General features: G+C 65.5%; 16 protein-coding genes. 13 read left to right on the forward strand and 3 right to left on the reverse strand.

Annotated elements, in window-relative coordinates:
- Positions 1 to 265: 265 nt before the first annotated feature.
- The 5 genes from KHP16_RS27580 (at position 266) to KHP16_RS27600 (ending at position 4,851) form a co-directional block, all read left to right on the forward strand.
- Complete coding sequence (locus KHP16_RS27580) at positions 266 to 949, forward strand: 3-oxoacid CoA-transferase subunit A (protein ID WP_109585520.1); 684 nt, start codon at positions 266 to 268, stop codon at positions 947 to 949.
- 21 nt (positions 950 to 970) lie between these two features.
- Positions 971 to 1,618 carry a 3-oxoacid CoA-transferase subunit B gene (locus tag KHP16_RS27585; protein WP_211961575.1) on the forward strand — a complete coding sequence of 216 codons (648 nt, stop codon included), beginning with the start codon at positions 971 to 973 and terminating at the stop codon, positions 1,616 to 1,618.
- Positions 1,619 to 1,656: 38 nt separating this feature from the next.
- On the forward strand, positions 1,657 to 2,859 hold the full coding sequence (gene pcaF, locus KHP16_RS27590) for a 3-oxoadipyl-CoA thiolase (RefSeq protein WP_109585518.1): 1,203 nt from the start codon (positions 1,657 to 1,659) through the stop codon (positions 2,857 to 2,859).
- Positions 2,860 to 3,030: 171 nt separating this feature from the next.
- On the forward strand, positions 3,031 to 3,762 hold the full coding sequence (locus tag KHP16_RS27595; RefSeq protein ID WP_109585517.1) for an SDR family NAD(P)-dependent oxidoreductase: 732 nt from the start codon (positions 3,031 to 3,033) through the stop codon (positions 3,760 to 3,762).
- Positions 3,763 to 3,846: 84 nt separating this feature from the next.
- Entirely contained in the window at positions 3,847 to 4,851 is a 1,005-nt protein-coding gene (locus tag KHP16_RS27600; RefSeq protein WP_115953469.1) for a Bug family tripartite tricarboxylate transporter substrate binding protein, read from the forward strand.
- Positions 4,852 to 5,015: 164 nt separating this feature from the next.
- On the opposite strand, the gene KHP16_RS27605 is transcribed toward KHP16_RS27600, so the two are convergent.
- Positions 5,016 to 5,273 (reverse strand): hypothetical protein, encoded by a 258-nt coding sequence (locus KHP16_RS27605; protein WP_115953468.1) that lies wholly within the window; start codon positions 5,271 to 5,273, stop codon positions 5,016 to 5,018.
- A gap of 330 nt (positions 5,274 to 5,603) precedes the next feature.
- On the opposite strand from KHP16_RS27605, the gene KHP16_RS27610 reads away from it, so the two are divergent.
- Positions 5,604 to 6,167 (forward strand): PadR family transcriptional regulator, encoded by a 564-nt coding sequence (locus KHP16_RS27610; protein ID WP_109585514.1) that lies wholly within the window; start codon positions 5,604 to 5,606, stop codon positions 6,165 to 6,167.
- Between the two features lie 41 nt (positions 6,168 to 6,208).
- Here KHP16_RS27610 and KHP16_RS27615 read toward each other — a convergent pair whose 3' ends face one another.
- Positions 6,209 to 7,204 carry an NAD(P)H-dependent flavin oxidoreductase gene (locus KHP16_RS27615; RefSeq protein ID WP_109585513.1) on the reverse strand — a complete coding sequence of 332 codons (996 nt, stop codon included), beginning with the start codon at positions 7,202 to 7,204 and terminating at the stop codon, positions 6,209 to 6,211.
- Between the two features lie 234 nt (positions 7,205 to 7,438).
- Here KHP16_RS27615 and KHP16_RS27620 point away from each other — a divergent pair, with 234 nt between their 5' ends.
- Together KHP16_RS27620 and galE are read left to right on the forward strand one after the other, a co-directional pair.
- Positions 7,439 to 8,470, forward strand: a complete 1,032-nt coding sequence (locus tag KHP16_RS27620; protein WP_211961585.1) for a tyrosine-type recombinase/integrase — start codon at positions 7,439 to 7,441, stop codon at positions 8,468 to 8,470.
- A gap of 55 nt (positions 8,471 to 8,525) precedes the next feature.
- Complete coding sequence (gene galE, locus KHP16_RS27625; RefSeq protein ID WP_211961576.1) at positions 8,526 to 9,554, forward strand: UDP-glucose 4-epimerase GalE; 1,029 nt, start codon at positions 8,526 to 8,528, stop codon at positions 9,552 to 9,554.
- Between the two features lie 68 nt (positions 9,555 to 9,622).
- Here galE and KHP16_RS27630 read toward each other — a convergent pair whose 3' ends face one another.
- Positions 9,623 to 9,928, reverse strand: coding sequence for an H-NS histone family protein (locus tag KHP16_RS27630; protein WP_109585511.1), 306 nt, complete (start codon positions 9,926 to 9,928; stop codon positions 9,623 to 9,625).
- Between the two features lie 486 nt (positions 9,929 to 10,414).
- On the opposite strand from KHP16_RS27630, the gene KHP16_RS27635 reads away from it, so the two are divergent.
- The 5 genes from KHP16_RS27635 to KHP16_RS27655 form a co-directional block, all read left to right on the forward strand.
- Entirely contained in the window at positions 10,415 to 12,205 is a 1,791-nt protein-coding gene (locus KHP16_RS27635; protein ID WP_109585510.1) for a methyl-accepting chemotaxis protein, read from the forward strand.
- 157 nt (positions 12,206 to 12,362) lie between these two features.
- Positions 12,363 to 14,351: a putative bifunctional diguanylate cyclase/phosphodiesterase gene (locus tag KHP16_RS27640; RefSeq protein WP_115953464.1), complete on the forward strand. Its 1,989-nt coding sequence runs from the start codon at positions 12,363 to 12,365 to the stop codon at positions 14,349 to 14,351.
- A 128-nt stretch (positions 14,352 to 14,479) separates the two neighbouring features.
- The gene (locus tag KHP16_RS27645) at positions 14,480 to 14,863 is read left to right on the forward strand and encodes a response regulator (protein WP_109585508.1); all 384 of its coding nucleotides are present in this window, start codon (positions 14,480 to 14,482) and stop codon (positions 14,861 to 14,863) included.
- A gap of 88 nt (positions 14,864 to 14,951) precedes the next feature.
- Complete coding sequence (locus tag KHP16_RS27650; RefSeq protein WP_109585507.1) at positions 14,952 to 15,437, forward strand: chemotaxis protein CheW; 486 nt, start codon at positions 14,952 to 14,954, stop codon at positions 15,435 to 15,437.
- Between the two features lie 180 nt (positions 15,438 to 15,617).
- The coding region (locus tag KHP16_RS27655; protein ID WP_211961578.1) for a methyl-accepting chemotaxis protein at positions 15,618 to 17,325 on the forward strand (1,708 nt) is incomplete at its 3' end.

A 17,325-nucleotide genomic window follows, 5' to 3' on the forward strand; every position in this document is an offset into this window, starting at 1 on the left:
ACTGTTCATTGTGCGAATTCAAGTTCGATATGCGAACAGCATAGCCGAACCACTGAATTCCGCGACCGGGCAGCCTGGGGCGCCACGACGCCGCTTGTACCAGACAACACAAGATTGTCGGACCCTGTTCCGCTGCCGCCGCGCCAAGCCGCGACGCAGCGGATGATTCGTCCAGCCAGAATTATCCGGAGACCTGCTTTGCGCGCCGCCCCCTGCGGCCCGGGCCCGGAACCCCCTGCCGGACCCTTCCGTGATTGGAACGCAAGTGATCAACAAGCTTTATGACTCGGTGGAATCGGCGGTCGCCGACATCCACGATGGCGCCACGATCATGATCGGCGGCTTCGGTCTTGCGGGCATGCCCGCGGAACTGATCGACGCGCTGATCGCCCAGGGCGCTCGCGACCTTACCATCGTGAACAACAACGCCGGCAACGGCGAGACCGGTCTGGCCGCGCTGCTCAAGGCCCGTCAGGTGCGCAAGATCATCTGCTCGTTCCCGCGACAGGCCGACTCGTACGTCTTCGACTCGCTGTACCACGCTGGCGACATCGAGCTGGAACTGGTGCCACAGGGCAACCTGGCCGAACGCATCCGCGCGGCCGGTGCCGGCATCGGCGGTTTCTTCACGCGCACGGCCTATGGCACGCCGCTGGCCGAAGGCAAGGAAACGCGCATCATCGACGGCAAGGGCTACGTCTTCGAGAAGCCGATCCACGCGGACTTCGCGCTGATCAAGGCGGACACGGCGGACCGCTGGGGCAACCTCACTTACCGCAAGACGGCCCGCAACTTCGGCCCCATCATGGCCACGGCGGCCAAATGCGCGATCGTGCAGGTGAGCCATATCGCCGAACTCGGCGAGATCGATCCCGAACGTGTCGTCACGCCTGGCCTTTTCGTCAAGCGCGTGGTGAAGATCGAAGGCGCCGCCGCCAAGGCCGCCTGACGCGCGACAAGGAGAACAGACATGAAACGCCTGACCCGCGATCAAATGGCCGCCCGCGTGGCCAACGACATTCCCGAAGGTGCCGTGGTGAACCTCGGCATCGGCCTGCCCACGCTGGTGGCCAACCATCTGCCCTCGGACCGCGAAATCCTGCTGCACAGCGAGAATGGCGTGCTGGGCATGGGCCCCGCGCCCGCGCCGGGCGAGGAAGACGGCGACCTTATCAATGCCGGGAAGCAACCCGTGACGCTGAAGGCTGGCGGCTCGTTCTTCCATCACGCGGATTCGTTCGCGATGATGCGCGGCGGCCATCTCGATTTCTGCGTGCTGGGCGCATTCCAGGTGTCCGCGAAGGGCGACCTCGCGAACTGGCATACCGGCGCGCCCGGTGCGATCCCCGCCGTGGGCGGTGCGATGGACCTCGCCATCGGCGCCAAGGAGGTGTTCGTGATGATGGAACACCAGACCAAGCAAGGCGAGAGCAAGGTGGTGGCGGAGTGCACGTATCCGCGGACCGGCATCGGCTGCGTGACGCGGATCTATACGGACCTCGCCACGATCGACGTCACGCCCGACGGCCTAGTCGCGCGCGACCTCGTCGAAGGCCTGAGCTTCGACGAACTGCAACGCATTACCGGCGTGGCGCTCAAGCAGGCCGTGGCCGCCTGACGTCAGTTCACACGACATAGCACCGAGAGAGACAGATCATGACCGAAGCCTTTATCTGCGACGCCATCCGTACCCCCATCGGCCGTTACGGCGGCAGCCTGTCGGCGGTTCGCCCCGATGACCTGGGCGCCGTGCCGCTGCGCGCGCTGCTCGCACGCAACACCGGCCTGGACCCGGCCGCGATCGACGATGTGATCTTCGGCAACGCCAACCAGGCGGGCGAGGACAACCGTAACGTCGCGCGCATGTCGCTGCTGCTCGCGGGCCTGCCGGAAGCAGTGCCGGGCTCGACGATCAACCGCCTGTGCGGTTCGGGCATGGACGCAACCGGCACGGCCGCGCGCGCGATCAAGTCGGGCGAGACCAACCTGATGATCGCCGGCGGCGTGGAAAGCATGAGCCGCGCCCCGTTCGTGATGGGCAAGGCCACCTCGGCCTTCTCGCGCGACGCGCAGATCTTCGACACGACCATCGGCTGGCGCTTCATCAACCCGGCGATGCGCGCCGCGTATGGCGTGGACTCGATGCCGGAGACCGCCGAGAACGTGGCCACCGATTACAAGATCAGCCGTGAAGACCAGGATCTGATGGCGCTGCGCAGCCAGGAAAAGGCTTCGCGCGCGCAGGCCGACGGCACGCTGGCGCAGGAAATCACCGCGGTCACGATTCCGCAGAAGAAGGGCGACGCGATCGTCGTCGAGCGCGACGAGCATCCGCGTGCCACCAGCATGGAAGCGCTGGCCAAGCTGCGCGGCGTGGTGCGTCCGGACGGTACCGTGACGGCCGGCAATGCCTCGGGCGTGAACGACGGCGCCTGCGCGATCCTGCTGGCGAGCGAAGCCGGCATCAAGCAACACGGCCTGACGCCCCGCGCGCGCATCGTGGGCATGGCAACCGCCGGCGTGGCGCCGCGCGTGATGGGCATTGGCCCCGTTCCCGCTTCGCAGAAGGTGCTCAAGCAACTCGGCATGACCATCGACCAGATGGATGTGATCGAGCTGAACGAAGCCTTTGCGGCGCAGGGTCTCGCGGTGCTGCGCCAGCTCGGCGTGGCAGACGATGACAAGCGCGTGAACCCCAACGGCGGTGCGATCGCGCTGGGCCACCCGCTCGGCATGAGCGGCGCGCGTCTGGTGACGACCGCGATGTACCAGCTGCACCGTACCGGTGGCCGCTACGCGCTTTGCACGATGTGCATTGGCGTGGGCCAGGGTATCGCGATGGTCATCGAGCGCGTGTAACGCTTCGCGCTCAACCTTCCGACCTTCCTGCCGTTAACCCTGAGTGGGAAGGTTCAGTACGGTCTCTTCCCCAACGAGGTAGAGCAAATGCGGCCGGGCCGACAGGCTCGCCGGCCTTGCCGCATCTTTTTCTGATGGAACCGGCGTCGTTAGCCGGTGCGGAGTATTGAGATGTCCCTTCCCGTTGCCACGCTCGTCACCGGTGCAAGTTCCGGTATTGGACGCGCCATCAGCGAAATGCTGCTGGCCGATGGCGTGACCAAGGTGATCAACGTCGACTACGTTGCCCCCACCTGGTCCCATCCCAACATGACCTTTTTCCAGGCCGACCTGACCAATGCCGAGGCGACCCGCGCCGTGGCGGAACAGGTGACCTCGCAGTTCGCCGTCACGCGGCTCGTGAACAACGCCGGCGCCACGCGTCCCGGCACGGCCGACACGGCGACCGTGGCCGACCTGAACTACGTCGTCGGCCTGCACCTGCAGGCTTCGATGCTGCTGACTCAGGCCTGCCTGCCCGCGATGCGCGCGGCCGGCTATGGCCGCATCGTCAACATGGCCTCGCGCGCGGCGCTGGGCAAGCCGGATCGCGTGGTGTACGCCGCGACCAAGGCCGGCCTCGTTGGCATGACCCGAACGCTGGCGATGGAGCTGGGCGGCGACGGTATTACCGTCAACGCCGTGGCGCCGGGTCCCATCGCCACCGAGCTGTTCCGAAAGAGCAATCCGGAGGGCAGCGAACAGACCAAGCGCATTCTCGCGAGCATCACCGTGAAGCGCATGGGAACGCCGGAAGACGTGGCTCGCGCCTCGCTCTTCTTCCTGTCGCCCGACAATGGTTTCGTGACCGGTCAGGTGTTGTACGTCTGCGGCGGCACCACGCTGGGCGTCGCGCCAATTTGATGGCGCCCTTTTAACGACAAGATTCAGCACAACCCGGCAGCCTTACGAGGGCTGCACGGTCCCATCGATACAGTGGAGTCAAGCATGAGCATTACCCAACGTCCTTCGAAGGTGCGCAGACACCTGCTGGCAGCCGGCGTGGCAATCGCCGCCGGCATCGCTTCCATCGGCGGCGCCTACGCGCAGGGTACCTACCCGACCAAGCCGATCACGCTGATCGTGCCGTTCTCGGCCGGCGGCACCACCGACATCCTGGCGCGCATCGTCGGCCTGGAACTGGGCAAGGCCCTGGGCCAGCCGGTGGTGGTGGACAACCGTCCGGGCGCGGGCGGCAACATCGGCGCGAGCCTGGCGGCCAAGGCGCCGGCCGACGGCTACACGCTGTTCATGGGTACGATCGGCACGCACGCGATCAATCAGTCGCTGTACTCGAAGCTGCCGTTCGATCCGGTCAAGGATTTCGCGCCGATCTCGCGCGTCGCCATGGTGCCGAACGTCGTGGTCGTGAACCCGAAGGTGCCGGTCAACAACATCAAGGAACTGATCGCCTACGTCAAGGCGAACCCGGACAAGCTGTCGTTCGGCTCGTCGGGCAGCGGTTCGTCGATTCATCTGTCGGGCGAACTGTTCAACATGATGACGAACCTGCATATCCAGCACATTCCGTACAAGGGGAGCGCCCCGGCCGTGAATGACCTGCTGGGCAACCAGATCGGCCTGATGTTCGACAACCTGCCGTCGTCCTACCCGCACGTGAAGGCCGGCAAGCTACGCGCCATCGCCGTGACCTCGGCCAAGCGTTCGCCGGCACTGCCGGACGTGCCGACCGTGGCGGAAGCCGGTGTGCCGGGCTATGAAGCGACCTCGTGGTTTGCGCTGTACGCCACGGGTGGCACGCCGCAGCCGATCGTCGACCGCCTGAACGCCGAAGTCGTGAAGATCCTCGCGATGCCGGACGTGAAGAAGAAGCTCGCCGAGCAGGGCGCCGAACCGAACCCGGAAAAGCCGGCGCAGCTGGCGGCGTTCATGAAGACCGAGGCCGCGAAGTGGGCCAAGGTCGTGAAGGCTTCCGGTGCGACGGTGGACTGATCCGCGTCCCGGCAGTCCTGCGGCACCATGAAAAACCGGCCCATTGGGCCGGTTTTTGTTTGCCGGATCTGCTAGGCCCTAAAAGAAACCCGCGACACCATGCCGATGTTCGCGGGCCGAATCCCAAGCCCCTGGCTTCAGGGCGGGAGGAGACATTCGGGGTGCTACGTCAGGCTGTACTTGACGACCTGTTCCTCGACGCCAACGAAGCGCACGAGCTGACGCAGTCCGCTCGCGTACTCCTTGATATGGTGGCCTTCCGGCGTGTCGGGTAGCCGATAGTAGATCGGCGCGGAAGTCGCCCGGCGCTGGATCGGACCCGGCCGATCGCTCGACGCCAGGGAAATCTCGTTCGTCTCGGCAGACAATTCCGACAGTTCGGAGAGCGCGGACAGGGTCGCGGTGTCCGGTCTTGCGTTCATGACAGACTCCCAGGATGCATATGGATCAGCCACGCACGGCGGTGCGCCGATGGCGCGCGCATGCGGGTTGCAATGTCTGGAATGTATTGCAGGCGATCGGGAATTGCCATTTCGACTTTTTTAATTCTGTATCGGAACAACTGCTTAAATCGTCAGAAATGGATGAAGGTGACATTTGTCACATTCTGGTGAATGCCTTCTCCAGATCCGGGCGCGGTCTCACCGGTTAACGGCATGACTTGCCCCGACTTGCGCGATACCATTACGCGATCGTCGCGGGCGGACCCCCTCTCGCAAGCTCCGTGCCCGTCGAAAAACGCCAACCAACGCATGTCCACTCCGCACGCACTGTTGATCTCGCTCATCGAGAAGCCGTCGTCCGGCTATGACCTTGCACGCCGCTTCGATCGGTCGATCGGCTACTTCTGGCACGCGACGCACCAGCAGATTTATCGCGAACTTGGCCGCATGGCGGAGCAGGGCTGGATCGCCGTGGAGGAGCCGCCGAACATGTCAGAAGGCGACGAGGCGGAAAAAAGGAACCGTAAAAAGGTATATCGGGTGCTGCCCGCCGGACGCGAGGAACTCGCGCGCTGGGTCCGGTCGCCGGGACACGGCCTGGACCAGCGCGAGGAGATTCTCGTCAAGCTGCGGGCGGACGCAGCCATCGGCCCGCTGGGGTTGGGGGAGGAAATGGCGCGCCTGATCGCGTTGCACGAGGCGCGGCTCGAGACCTATCGCAATATCGAGCGCAGGGATTTTGGCGTCGCGCCGGTGGACCGCGCACAGCAGCTGCAATACGCGCTCCTTCAGCGTGGGATTCGCTTCGAGGAAGACTGGGTGGCGTGGGGGCGGGAAGTGCTGTCGCTGCTCGCCGCCCCCTCGATGCCCTGAAGCCGCCCTGATGCCGTCCTGAAGCCGCCCTGAAGCCGGGCTCAGCCCAGCGCGGGCGCGGCGGCGGTCGCCGTGCCGGGCGCGGCGAGCCCCAGACGGTGGCGCGCGAGCGCGTATTCCTCGATGAAGCGATGCACGAGGTCTGCGGCCGGTACCACGCGTTTGATGGCACCGACGCCCTGACCCGCGCCCCAGATATCCTTCCACGGCTTGACGCGTGTCGAGCCGAAATTCATCGACGTGGGATCCGAAACGGGCAGGGCGTCGGGATCCAGCCCGCTGCGAACGATGCTCTCGCGCAGGTAGTTGCCATGCACGCCCGTGAACAGGTTCGAGTAGACGATGTCCTCGGCGGCGCTGTCCACGATCATCTGCTTGTACGCGGCGTCCGCATTGGCCTCGACCGTTGCGATGAACGCGGAGCCGATATAGGCGAGATCCGCCCCGGCCGCCTGGGCGGCGAGGACCGCGTTGCCGCTTGCGATGGCGCCCGACAACAGCAGCGGACCGTCGAACCACTCGCGGATCTCGTGCAGCAGCGCGAACGGGGAAATGGTCCCCGCATGGCCGCCGGCTCCAGCCGCCACGGCGATCAGGCCGTCCGCGCCCTTCTCGATGGCCTTTCGCGCGAAACGGTTGTTGATGACGTCATGCAGCACGATGCCGCCGTAGCTGTGCACAGCGTCGTTGACCTCTTCCCGCGCACCCAGGGACGTGATGACGATGGGTACCTTGTATCGCACGCACAGTTCGAGGTCGTGCTGGAGGCGGTCGTTGGACCGATGCACGATCTGGTTGACCGCGAACGGCGCCGACGGACGGTCCGGATGACGCGCGTCGTGTTCCGCCAGTTCGGTCGTGATGCGCTCCAGCCAGACCTCGAGCTGCTCGGCGGGCCGCGCGTTCAGCGCGGGAAACGAGCCCACCACGCCCGCCTTGCACTGGGCGATGACGAGGTCCGGGTTGGAAATGATGAACAGCGGCGAGCACACCGCGGGCAGGGAAAGACGGTTTTGCAGCAGGGCGGGCAGGGCCATGGTGGGAAGTCTCCAGCGAATATTCAGGTCGTCGAGTTCGTCTACGCAGCCGTTATTACGCAGTCGTTATGCAACTCGTTGCATAGTATGGTCGATAGTATAGAGCAGATGGCCCGCACCGCAAGCGGCAAACGGCGATGGATGTTCCTGTGGCGGGTTGTCTACAATGGGCGCATCGCCTGCCAGCCGACGGAACCGTCAGTGACCATCCCTTCCCGCGCCGACCATCCGGCCATGCATGCCGAAGCGCTCTTCGATGCCGACCTCGACAGCTGGCGCGCACAGCCGGAACGGGCGTTCGACGGGTGGCTGTCGCAGCACGGCTTTCGCCATGGGACGGCTGTCGTCTATCGATCGATGTGGGGCAAGCTGCTTCGATGGTCCGGCGAGCAGGGCCTTGCGCCGCTGACGTGGTCGGCTGCCCAGATCGGGGAGTTCCTCGACGCCCAGAAGCTGCACAAGTCGCACCGCTATCGTTACGCACGACTGATCGAGCGCGTGTTCCAGCATCTGTCGCTCGCGCGGCAGGACCTCGTGAACCCCGCGAGCATCGCCGTGCGCACGAAGCTCGCCGATGGCGAAAACGACCCCACGGCATTCCTGTTGCCGGGCGAGCGCGACCTCCTGGTCGCGCGCGTGCTGGCTCCGGCGGCCGAGGATGCCCTCGCCGCCCGCCAGGCGCCCGGCCAGCCGAGCCGTATTTCGCCCACGCAATGGAAGCGCGCCCGCGACGTGGCGCTCGTGGCGGTGCTGCTCGGCGCGGGGCTGAAGGTGGCCGAGATTCGCGCGTTGCGGCTCGATGCCATTGACGGGCTCGACGATCGCGATGACCATGGCGTGCCTGCCCTGCGGATGGTGCGCGCGGACAACGGGCGCGCCTATACGGCAACGCTGTTCGGTTTCGCGCATGCGCCGTTGCGGCACTGGCTCGCGCTGCGGGCGGCGGCCGGGACGCTGGGCGACCTCGTCTTTCCGGCGCTGGCGTCCGGGCGGCCGATGCATGCCGCGTCCGTCTATCGCCGGGTGGAGATGCTGCTCGACGAGGCGGGCGTGCTCGCCGGCCGCAGTGAGCGCGCCTCCCCACAGACGCTGCGCAACACCTGTGGTGCAATGCACTTCGATGCGGGCGTGCCGCCTGCCGCCGTCGCGCAGATGCTGGGCATGCGCGACCTCGAGTCGGGCTGGCGGCTGCATGCGGCGTATCAGGCATGGCAGGCACGTGCCGGATTGCCAATGGCGCATCGCGCCGAGATTTCTCCGGCGTAACCTTCGGCGGGTATGATGGCGCCCGCTCAACGATTTCCATCCAGAAAACGATCACATGTCCGAGACCTTACTGCTGACTGGAGCCACCGGTTATATCGCTTCCCATACCTGGGTCGCGCTGCACAATGCGGGATACAACGTCATCGGCCTCGATAATCTGTGCAACAGCAATCGCGCGGTCGTGGAACGTCTCGCACGCATTACCGGAGCCGAGCCAAATTTCGTGGAAGGCGACGTGCGCGACCGCGCCTTGCTGGACCGGCTTTTCCGCGAGCACAAGATTGCTGGCGCGATTCACTTTGCCGCGCTCAAGGCGGTGGGTGAATCGGTGAACAAGCCGCTTGCGTATTACGACAACAATCTGAACGGCCTGCTCACGCTATGCGCGGCCATGGATGCTGCGGAGGTGCGCCAGCTGGTTTTCAGTTCGTCGGCGACGGTATATGGCAATCCGCACACCGTGCCAATCCTCGAAGATTTCCCGCTTTCGGCGACGAACCCGTACGGACAGACGAAACTCATGGGCGAGCAGATTTTGCGCGACCTGGAGTTGTCGAATCCAGCATGGAAAATCGGGTATCTGCGATATTTCAATCCGGTGGGCGCGCATGAAAGCGGACTGATTGGCGAAGACCCTGGCGGCATCCCGAACAATCTGATGCCGTATGTGGCGCAGGTGGCCGGTGGCCGTCGCGAAAAACTGATGGTGTTCGGTGGCGACTATCCGACCGTGGACGGCACCGGTGTGCGCGATTACATCCACGTGTCCGACCTGGCCGATGGCCACCTGGCGGCGCTCGTCTATCTGCGCGACAAGGGCCAGGGCATGACCGTGAACCTGGGTACCGGCCGCGGTTATAGCGTGCTGGAGGTGGTCAAGGCGTACGAACGGGCCAGCGGCAAGCCGGTGCCGTACCAGATCGTCGATCGCCGTCCCGGCGATATCGCGTCCTGCTACGCGGACCCGGCGCTTGCGCAAAGTCTTCTTGGCTGGCGCGCCAGGCATGACATCGATCGCATGTGCGAGGATTCGTGGCGGTGGCAGTCGATGAATCCGCTTGGGTTTGCGGGTTCGTGCGTCTGACCGTGACTGCGACAAATAAAAAACCGGGCGATTTGCCCGGTTTTTTAATACCTGCCGCCCCGTGAGGCTTAGCGGATCAGGAAGTCCTCGACGGTCTTGCCATTGGCCAGTGCCTGCGTCAGCCAGCCCGGGCGCTTGCCCCGGCCGGTCCAGGTATTGCCAGCGGTGTCGCGATAGCGGACCGGCACCTTGCGGCTCGCCTTCTTGCCGGCCGCGGGCTTTGCGCCGAAGCCCAGATCGTCGGCCGTGAGGCCATATTGTTCGATTTTCTCGCGAATATCGGCAATCACCGCAGCTTGCTCGCGAGACTTGATCTCCTCGGCCTGCTTCTGCAGTTCGTTGATTTTCTGAACGATTTCCTGATAGGTCGCCATGGTTGCCTCGATCGCTGATTGACGACGGGAATTATATCCATTTATTGCGTGGCTGCAAATCGGCGTAACGGCCGTTCTCCGAGAAACAGCGAATGAACGCGGAATGCGTTCATTTCAAATTGCGCACTGAACTTTTGTAGAGAAAGCGAGTCGTCGGGTATTTTCGCGTGACCTGCGGAACGTTCCGCCGATGCAGAATTTTCCCATCGGCATGCTGTCTCGGATTTGTGAAAATCGGCGCAACTTCCTGCACCGCCGCGCCAGTGTTACGTTTGGGAAAATTTCGACCGTGTGCCGGGAGCCCCACAATAACCGTCCTCACGGTCATGTGCGCGAATGTGCATTCGTGATTGCGATTTACCGGTGCGCCTCAAGGATGAACCCGGGTCGCCGTTATTGCCCCTGAGCGGTTCACCATAGAGTGGCCCGCCGGAACGGGGGTGAGGAGAACCTTCGTCGCATCCAACCTAATGGCTTCGGCGCACCATGTCCTTTCAGAATATTCAGATCAAAACCCTGCTTAGAGGGGCGATGGCTTCGTTGACCGTCATTCTGCTGCTCGTAGGCGGCGCAGGGTTGCACGGCATTTCACAGTCCAACGACGCGCTCAAGGAAACCTATTCCAATCAGCTGGCATCGGCGCAGGCCCTCAGCGAGGCGATGTTGGGCACCACGCGCATCCGTCTGGCACTGGACCGCGGCGTGATGCCGGGTGCCGAGAACGACGATCCGAAGAAGCATGTCGACCGTTCGAAGGTGTTCGTGGAATCCTCCGAGACCGCATGGAAGCGCTATATGGCGCTGCCGCAGGGCGACGAGGAGAAGGCGTTGTCCGGCGAACTGGCGCGCAAGCGTCAGGACTTCTTCGAGAAGGGCGCCGTGCCGCTGCAGAACGCCTTGCTCGCGCAGAATCGGGAAGAGGCGCTGCGCCTGGCGCGCGACACCCTGCCCGAAATGCAGCGCGCCATGAGCACCGCGCATGAAGCGCTGGAGAAATTCCAGATGCGGACAGGCAAGGACAACTTCGACGGCGCCCAGTCGCGTTTCGAATGGCTGCGCATGGTGGTCGTGGCGCTGATCGTGCTCGGCATGGCCATCGCGCTGATCGGCACCGTGACGCTGCACCGCGCGATCGTGCGCCCCGTGGAAGAGGCGCTCGGCGTGTTCGAGCGGATGGCCCGCGGCGACCTGACGTCGCACATCGTCAGCGTGTCCCGCAACGAGATCGGCCGCATGATGCAGGCGCTCGCGACCATGCAGGACAGCCTCTCGGGCATCGTCGCGCAGGTGCGCGGCGGCACCGATTCGATCGCGTCGGCCACGCAACAGATCTCGGCCGGCAATACGGACCTGTCGCAGCGTACCGAGGAACAGGCCTCGTCGCTCGAGCAAACGGCCGCCAGCATGGAAGAGCTGACGACCGTGGTGCGCCAGAACGCCGACAACGCGCGCCAGGCCGGCGTGCTCGCCGGAGAGGCCTCGCAGATCGCGCTCAAGGGCGGCGATGTAGTCGGCCGCGTCGTCGATACGATGAACGAGATCAACGGCGCGTCGCGGAAGGTGGTCGAGATCATCGGCGTGATCGAGGGCATCGCGTTCCAGACCAATATCCTCGCGCTGAACGCGGCCGTGGAAGCGGCACGCGCCGGCGAGCAGGGCCGCGGCTTTGCCGTCGTGGCGGGCGAGGTGCGCAGCCTCGCGCAGCGTTCGGCCAATGCGGCCAAGGAAATCGAATCGCTGATCAGTGAGTCCGGGCAGCGCGTGGAATCGGGCACGCGCCTTGTGGCCGAGGCCGGCCAGACCATGGGCGAGATCGTCCAGGCCGTGCGCCGCGTGACGGACATCATGAACGAGATCGGCGCGGCCACGCAGGAACAGACGACGGGCATCGAGCAGGTCAATCAGGCCGTGAGCCAGATGGACGAGGTGACCCAGCAGAACGCGGCGCTGGTGGAGGAAGCCGCGGCCGCGGCGGGCGCGCTCGAAGAGCAGGCCCAGAAGCTCAAGAGCGTGGTGTCGGTGTTCACGCTCGCCGCCAGCGGCACGCGTCCGGCGCCGATGGTGGCCGCCGCCGTGGCGCGCGTGGCGCCCGATCTGTCGGACGCCCCGGCGCCGGCGCCGGCCCTCGCGCGCACGGCTGTCGCGCGTCAGCCGGTGAAGCCGTCGGCAGTGCGTGCGCCCGTTGTACGCAAGCCACGCGAGACGCGCCTGTTGCGTCCCGATGTGGCCGCCGCGGGCGCCGGCGCGTCCGCCGACGACAACTGGAGCGCGTTCTGACGTTCTGAATGAAAGGATTTGAGCGAACGGCTGTTCACACGGCGACGGCAAAATGCCATGATGCGGGCTTTTGTTTCTGCCTCTTCGGTGTGAGTCGCGCACGCGTTCCAGCCTTCGTTCTCCCGGATTCGCGCAAGCCCGCTGCCCGTAAGCCCCGATGATTGCCTCGACCTCTAGTCTCCTGTTGTTCGCTGTGCTGCTCGGCGCCGCCGCCGCGCTCGGCATGCGCGCAGCCAGGCCGGACGCGGGCCGGGACGGCAAGATGCTACGCCGCCTGTCATGGTCGGCCGCCGTCATGTCGCAGGCATCGATCGGCATGCCGCTGTGGGTGGCCATGGGTTCCGGCTCGCTGCCAGCGCTCGAGGATCCCGTGCGCGCGGTCTCGGCGTTCGCGTCGGCCACCGCGGCCGGCATTGCCTCCACGCATGTTTTCACATTACTGAAACATTGGCTGCGGGGCGCGACGCGCGCCTGGCGCGTCGTGGCCGTGATGTCGATGCTCGGCGGCGCTGGCATGGTCGCCGTCGCCGGCGCGCGCATGGGCCGGCTGTGCGGCAACGGTTCGCTGACCGCGCGCGCCTGCCTCGACGCGGCGGTGCTGCCTGACCCCGGCTGGCTCGGCGGTGGCATCGCGCTGCTCTGCTTCGCGATGTTCGCGTTCCATCGCGCGCAATCGCGCGGCTGGCTGCCCGCGCCGATGCGTCCCGAAGCCACGCTGATCGACGATACGCCCGACGACTTCCCGTCGGCCGCGCTGGTACCGCGCGTCGCGGGGCGCGGCGGTCGCAAGCCGGTCGGACGCATCCCCGGCCTGACGGTGCGTCCGTCCGGCCGCGGCGGGGAGACCGTCGGCGAATACAGCGTCTCCACCGATCTGCCGGATCGTGTCGCTTTCGGCCGCTGGCTCGACCAGACCCTTGCACAGGCAAGGCTGACCGAGACGGGCTGCGCCGTGCTGCTGATCCATATCGCGGATTTCCGCGAGGTGGATGAGGTCTTCGAGGTCCGCGCCGACGATATCCTCGCGCAGGACGCGGGCGCCCTGGCGCAAGCCGCGCTGGAGCCGCACGACTTCCTCGCGCGCCTGGCGCGCGACGAGTTCGCGGTTGGCGTGCCCGAGCTCGTGCACCACAGCCGCGCGCATGAACTCGGCTCGCGTGTGCTGGGGTCGCTCGCGGAGTTCGTGGCCGCGCGCGGGCTGCAGATGCAGATCGGCGTGAACATCGGCATCGCCATCTATCCACGCGATGCGCAGACGTCGGAGGCGCTGATGCAGGCCGCCCGCGTGAGCCTGTCGGAAGCCCGCGAGAGCGGCTCCAACCAGGTGCGCGTGTTCAATTCCGCCGCGGGGGAGCGCGCGCGCCGCCTGCGCGTGATTCGCCGCGACCTGTGGCTGGCGATCCAGGACGACGGCCTGTCGCTGCAATATCAGCCGAAGTTCGACGTGAAGCACCGCACCGTGGTCGGCGCCGAGGCGCTCTGCCGCTGGCGCCATCCGACGCTCGGCGTGGTCAATCCGGCCGAGTTCATCATGGTGGCCGAACAGTCCGGCCAGATCGACAAGCTCGACGACTGGGTGATCGCCAGCGTGTGCGCGCAGGTCCGGCTGTGGCAGGACGCGGGACTGCCTGTCGTTCCCGTGGCGATCAACGTGTCCGGGCTGCGCTTTGCCAGCCGCAACTTCCCGCAGTACCTGCTGGAGCAGATCCATCAGCACGACATCCCCCCATCGGCGATCACGCTGGAGATCACCGAGACCGCGGCGATGAAGGACATCGGCAAGTCGCTCGAAACGCTGGCCGAACTGCAGTCGCTCGGCATCCACGTGGCGCTCGACGACTTCGGCAGCGGCTATTCGAGCCTCGGATACCTGAAGCGGCTGCGCGTCGGTACGCTGAAGATCGATCGCACGCTGATCGGGGGCCTCGATGCGGACCCGCAGGGCCGCGCGATCGTGGGCTCGATGGTGGCGCTCGCGCACGAACTGCGCATGAAGGTCGTGGCCGAGGGCGTGGAATCCCATTCCCAGCTCGATATCCTGAACGGCATGGGCTGCGACGAAGTGCAGGGCTACCTGATGGCTCAGCCGCTGGATGCGTCGTCGTTTGCCGAGATCCTGCGCGACAGTCAGCCGGTACGCGTCTGATCCCAGGGGAAAATTAAGCGCCGGAATTAGAGCTTTCGTTCTAATTTGCGGGATGCCCCCCTTCGCGGCGCTAAAGCACGGCCGGGCGCAGACGTTAGAACGAGAACCTCTCGCGTTCTGGAGCCGTCATGTCCCTCCCAACCATCCTCGTCGTCGACGATTCGCCGTCCATTCGCCGCATGATCGGGGCCTGCCTGCGTGCCGCGGGTTATCAGGTTACCGAGGCCGCCGATGGCAAGGAGGCGCACGAGGTGGCGCGCGAGGGGGCGTTCGGGATGCTCGTGACCGACCAGGTCATGCCCGGCATGGACGGCCTGACGCTAATCCGGGCGCTCCGAGGCACGCCGCACTACGCCACCGTGCCGATATTAATGCTCACCACGGAAGCCGACGGCCAGATCCGCGCGCAGGCGCGCGAGGCGGGCGCTTCCGGTTTTCTCGCCAAGCCGTTCGACCCCGAACAGCTGATCGACTCGGTGGCTGCTCTGTTGCCCCCTCCCACAGAGGGGTGATCGGCGTAGCCAAGTCGCCCTTCAGCCACCCCGGTTGCAGCCGTTAACACTGTGGGGCCATCCCCCACCAACACTGCAGCGGGGCAACATGACTATCCAGACGAAGGCTGACGGCGCCGGGGAAGAATTCCTGGCTTTCCGGCTCGGCCGCGAAGAGTACGGCATCGACATCCTCAAGGTGCAGGAGATTCGTGGTTACGAATCGGTGACGCAGATCGCCAATGCACCCGCCTATCTCAAGGGCGTGATCAACCTGCGCGGCACGATCGTGCCGATCATCGATCTGCGCATCAAGTTCCGTCAGGAAAAGATCAGCTACGACCAATACACGGTCGTGATCATCGTCGACCTCAATCGCCGCACGACGGGCATCGTCGTCGATGGCGTGTCCGATGTGCTGACGCTATCTCAATCGCAGATCAAGCCGACGCCGCAGCTGTCCGGGGGCATGGAAACCGACTACATCCGGGGTCTGGGTTCGGTGGAGAACCGCATGCTGATCCTGGCGGATATCGAAAAGCTGATGGACGTGGAAGAACTTGCGGCCATCGACGCGGCGGCTGGTGCCGCCTGAGGGAACCCGTAGGGGAGCGCGGACGGGGGCGTCGCGGCCCAGTCCGCCTTGCTGCCGGTATCAGAACCTAACAGGACTGGCGGCGGGAACGGGGAAGAGTGGCCGGTACGGCCACGACAACAATGCGGGAGCGCGCAGCAATGCCATTCCCGGTCTTATCTGACAGAAGGGGGTAGTTCTATGCAGTGGTTCAATCAACTACGCGTTACGACCAGGCTCATAGCCGGCTTCCTGGTCGTATCCGTCATCGGCGCCATCATGGGCCTGCTTGGCGTGATCAACATGGGGCGCATGGCGGACTGGACCGGCAAGATCTACAACGAGGACCTGCAGGCGCTGAAGGCTGTGCAGGACGGCAACATCAACCTCGTGTATGCGAGCCGCGCGCAGATCGCGCTGCTATCGGCATCCACGATGGGCGAGCGCGCGACCGAGAAGGAGCGCATCGAGAAGTCGCTGGCGACCATGGAAGAACGCGTGAAGGCCGCCAAGGGCTCGTTCACGCAGCCGGAAGGCCAGGCCATGGTGAAGCAGTACGAGACCCTCGTGCCGCCGTTCCGTGAGCGCATGACGAAGTACGTTGAACTCGTGAGCAAGCAGCCGCTGGACACGTCGCAGTTCGAAAGCACGGTGTTCACGGAAAGCACTGACCTGCTCAAGGACAGCCGTGCCCTGGAAGACGTGCTGTTCAAGATGGTGAAGCGCCGCGACGAGCGTGCGCGCGCCAACATGGACGAATCGGACGGCGTGTACAAGAGCTCGCGCGTGGTCATGCTGGTGCTGGTGCTGGGCGGCCTGGTGGTCTCCGTGCTGCTGGGCATGCTTCTCGCGCGCGGCCTGTCGCGCCAGCTCGGCGGCGAACCTGGCTACGCGGCGCGCATTGCCTCGCGTATCGCCGATGGCGATTTCTCCGGCAAGGTGGCGTTGCGCAAGGGTGACCAGTCGAGCCTGCTGCACGCGATGAGCGAGATGCAGCATCACCTGTCGCGCATGGTGCGCGATTTCAAGGAGTCGGCCGAATCGATCGGCACGGCGTCGCGTGAAATCGCCGCGGGTAACAACGATCTGTCGCAGCGTACCGAGCAGCAGGCCGCTTCGCTCGAGGAAACCGCCTCGAGCATGGAAGAGCTGACCAGCACCGTGCGCCAGAACGCGGACAACGCCCGTCAGGCCAGCGGTCTGGCCGCCAACGCGTCCGAGACCGCCGTGCGCGGCGGCGAAGTGGTCGGCCGCGTGGTGCAGACGATGGACGAGATCAACGAAGCCTCGCGCAAGATCGTCGACATCATCGGCGTGATCGAAGGCATCGCGTTCCAGACCAACATCCTGGCGCTGAACGCGGCCGTGGAAGCGGCACGCGCGGGCGAACAGGGCCGCGGCTTCGCGGTGGTGGCCGGCGAGGTGCGCAGCCTGGCGCAGCGCTCCGCGAATGCGGCGAAGGAAATCAAGGGCCTGATCGGCGATACCGTGGCGCGCGTGGACAACGGTGCCGTGCTCGTGGGCGAAGCCGGCCAGACGATGGGCGAGATCGTGCAGGCAGTGAAGCGCGTGACCGACATCATGGGCGAGATCAGCGCGGCCTCGGCCGAGCAGAGTTCGGGCATCGAGCAGGTCAATCAGGCCGTGGCGCAGATGGACGAGGTGACGCAGCAGAACGCGGCGCTCGTGGAGCAGGCCGCTGCTGCCGCCAGCTCGTTGCAGGAACAGGCTGGCCGCTTGCAGGATTCGGTCGCCACGTTCCGTTTGTCCCAGGATGACGAAGGCCATGGCGGCCCGTCGCTGGGCACGTCGGCCATCGTGCCTGCCGTGCGCGCGGTGACGAAGCCCGCGGTGGCGGGCCCGGTGACGGCGCGCCTGACGGCCGGCAAGACGCGCGCGGCGCGCGGCG

Origin of the sequence: Cupriavidus plantarum (assembly GCF_905397285.1) — a bacterium.
Lineage (GTDB): Bacteria > Pseudomonadota > Gammaproteobacteria > Burkholderiales > Burkholderiaceae > Cupriavidus > Cupriavidus plantarum.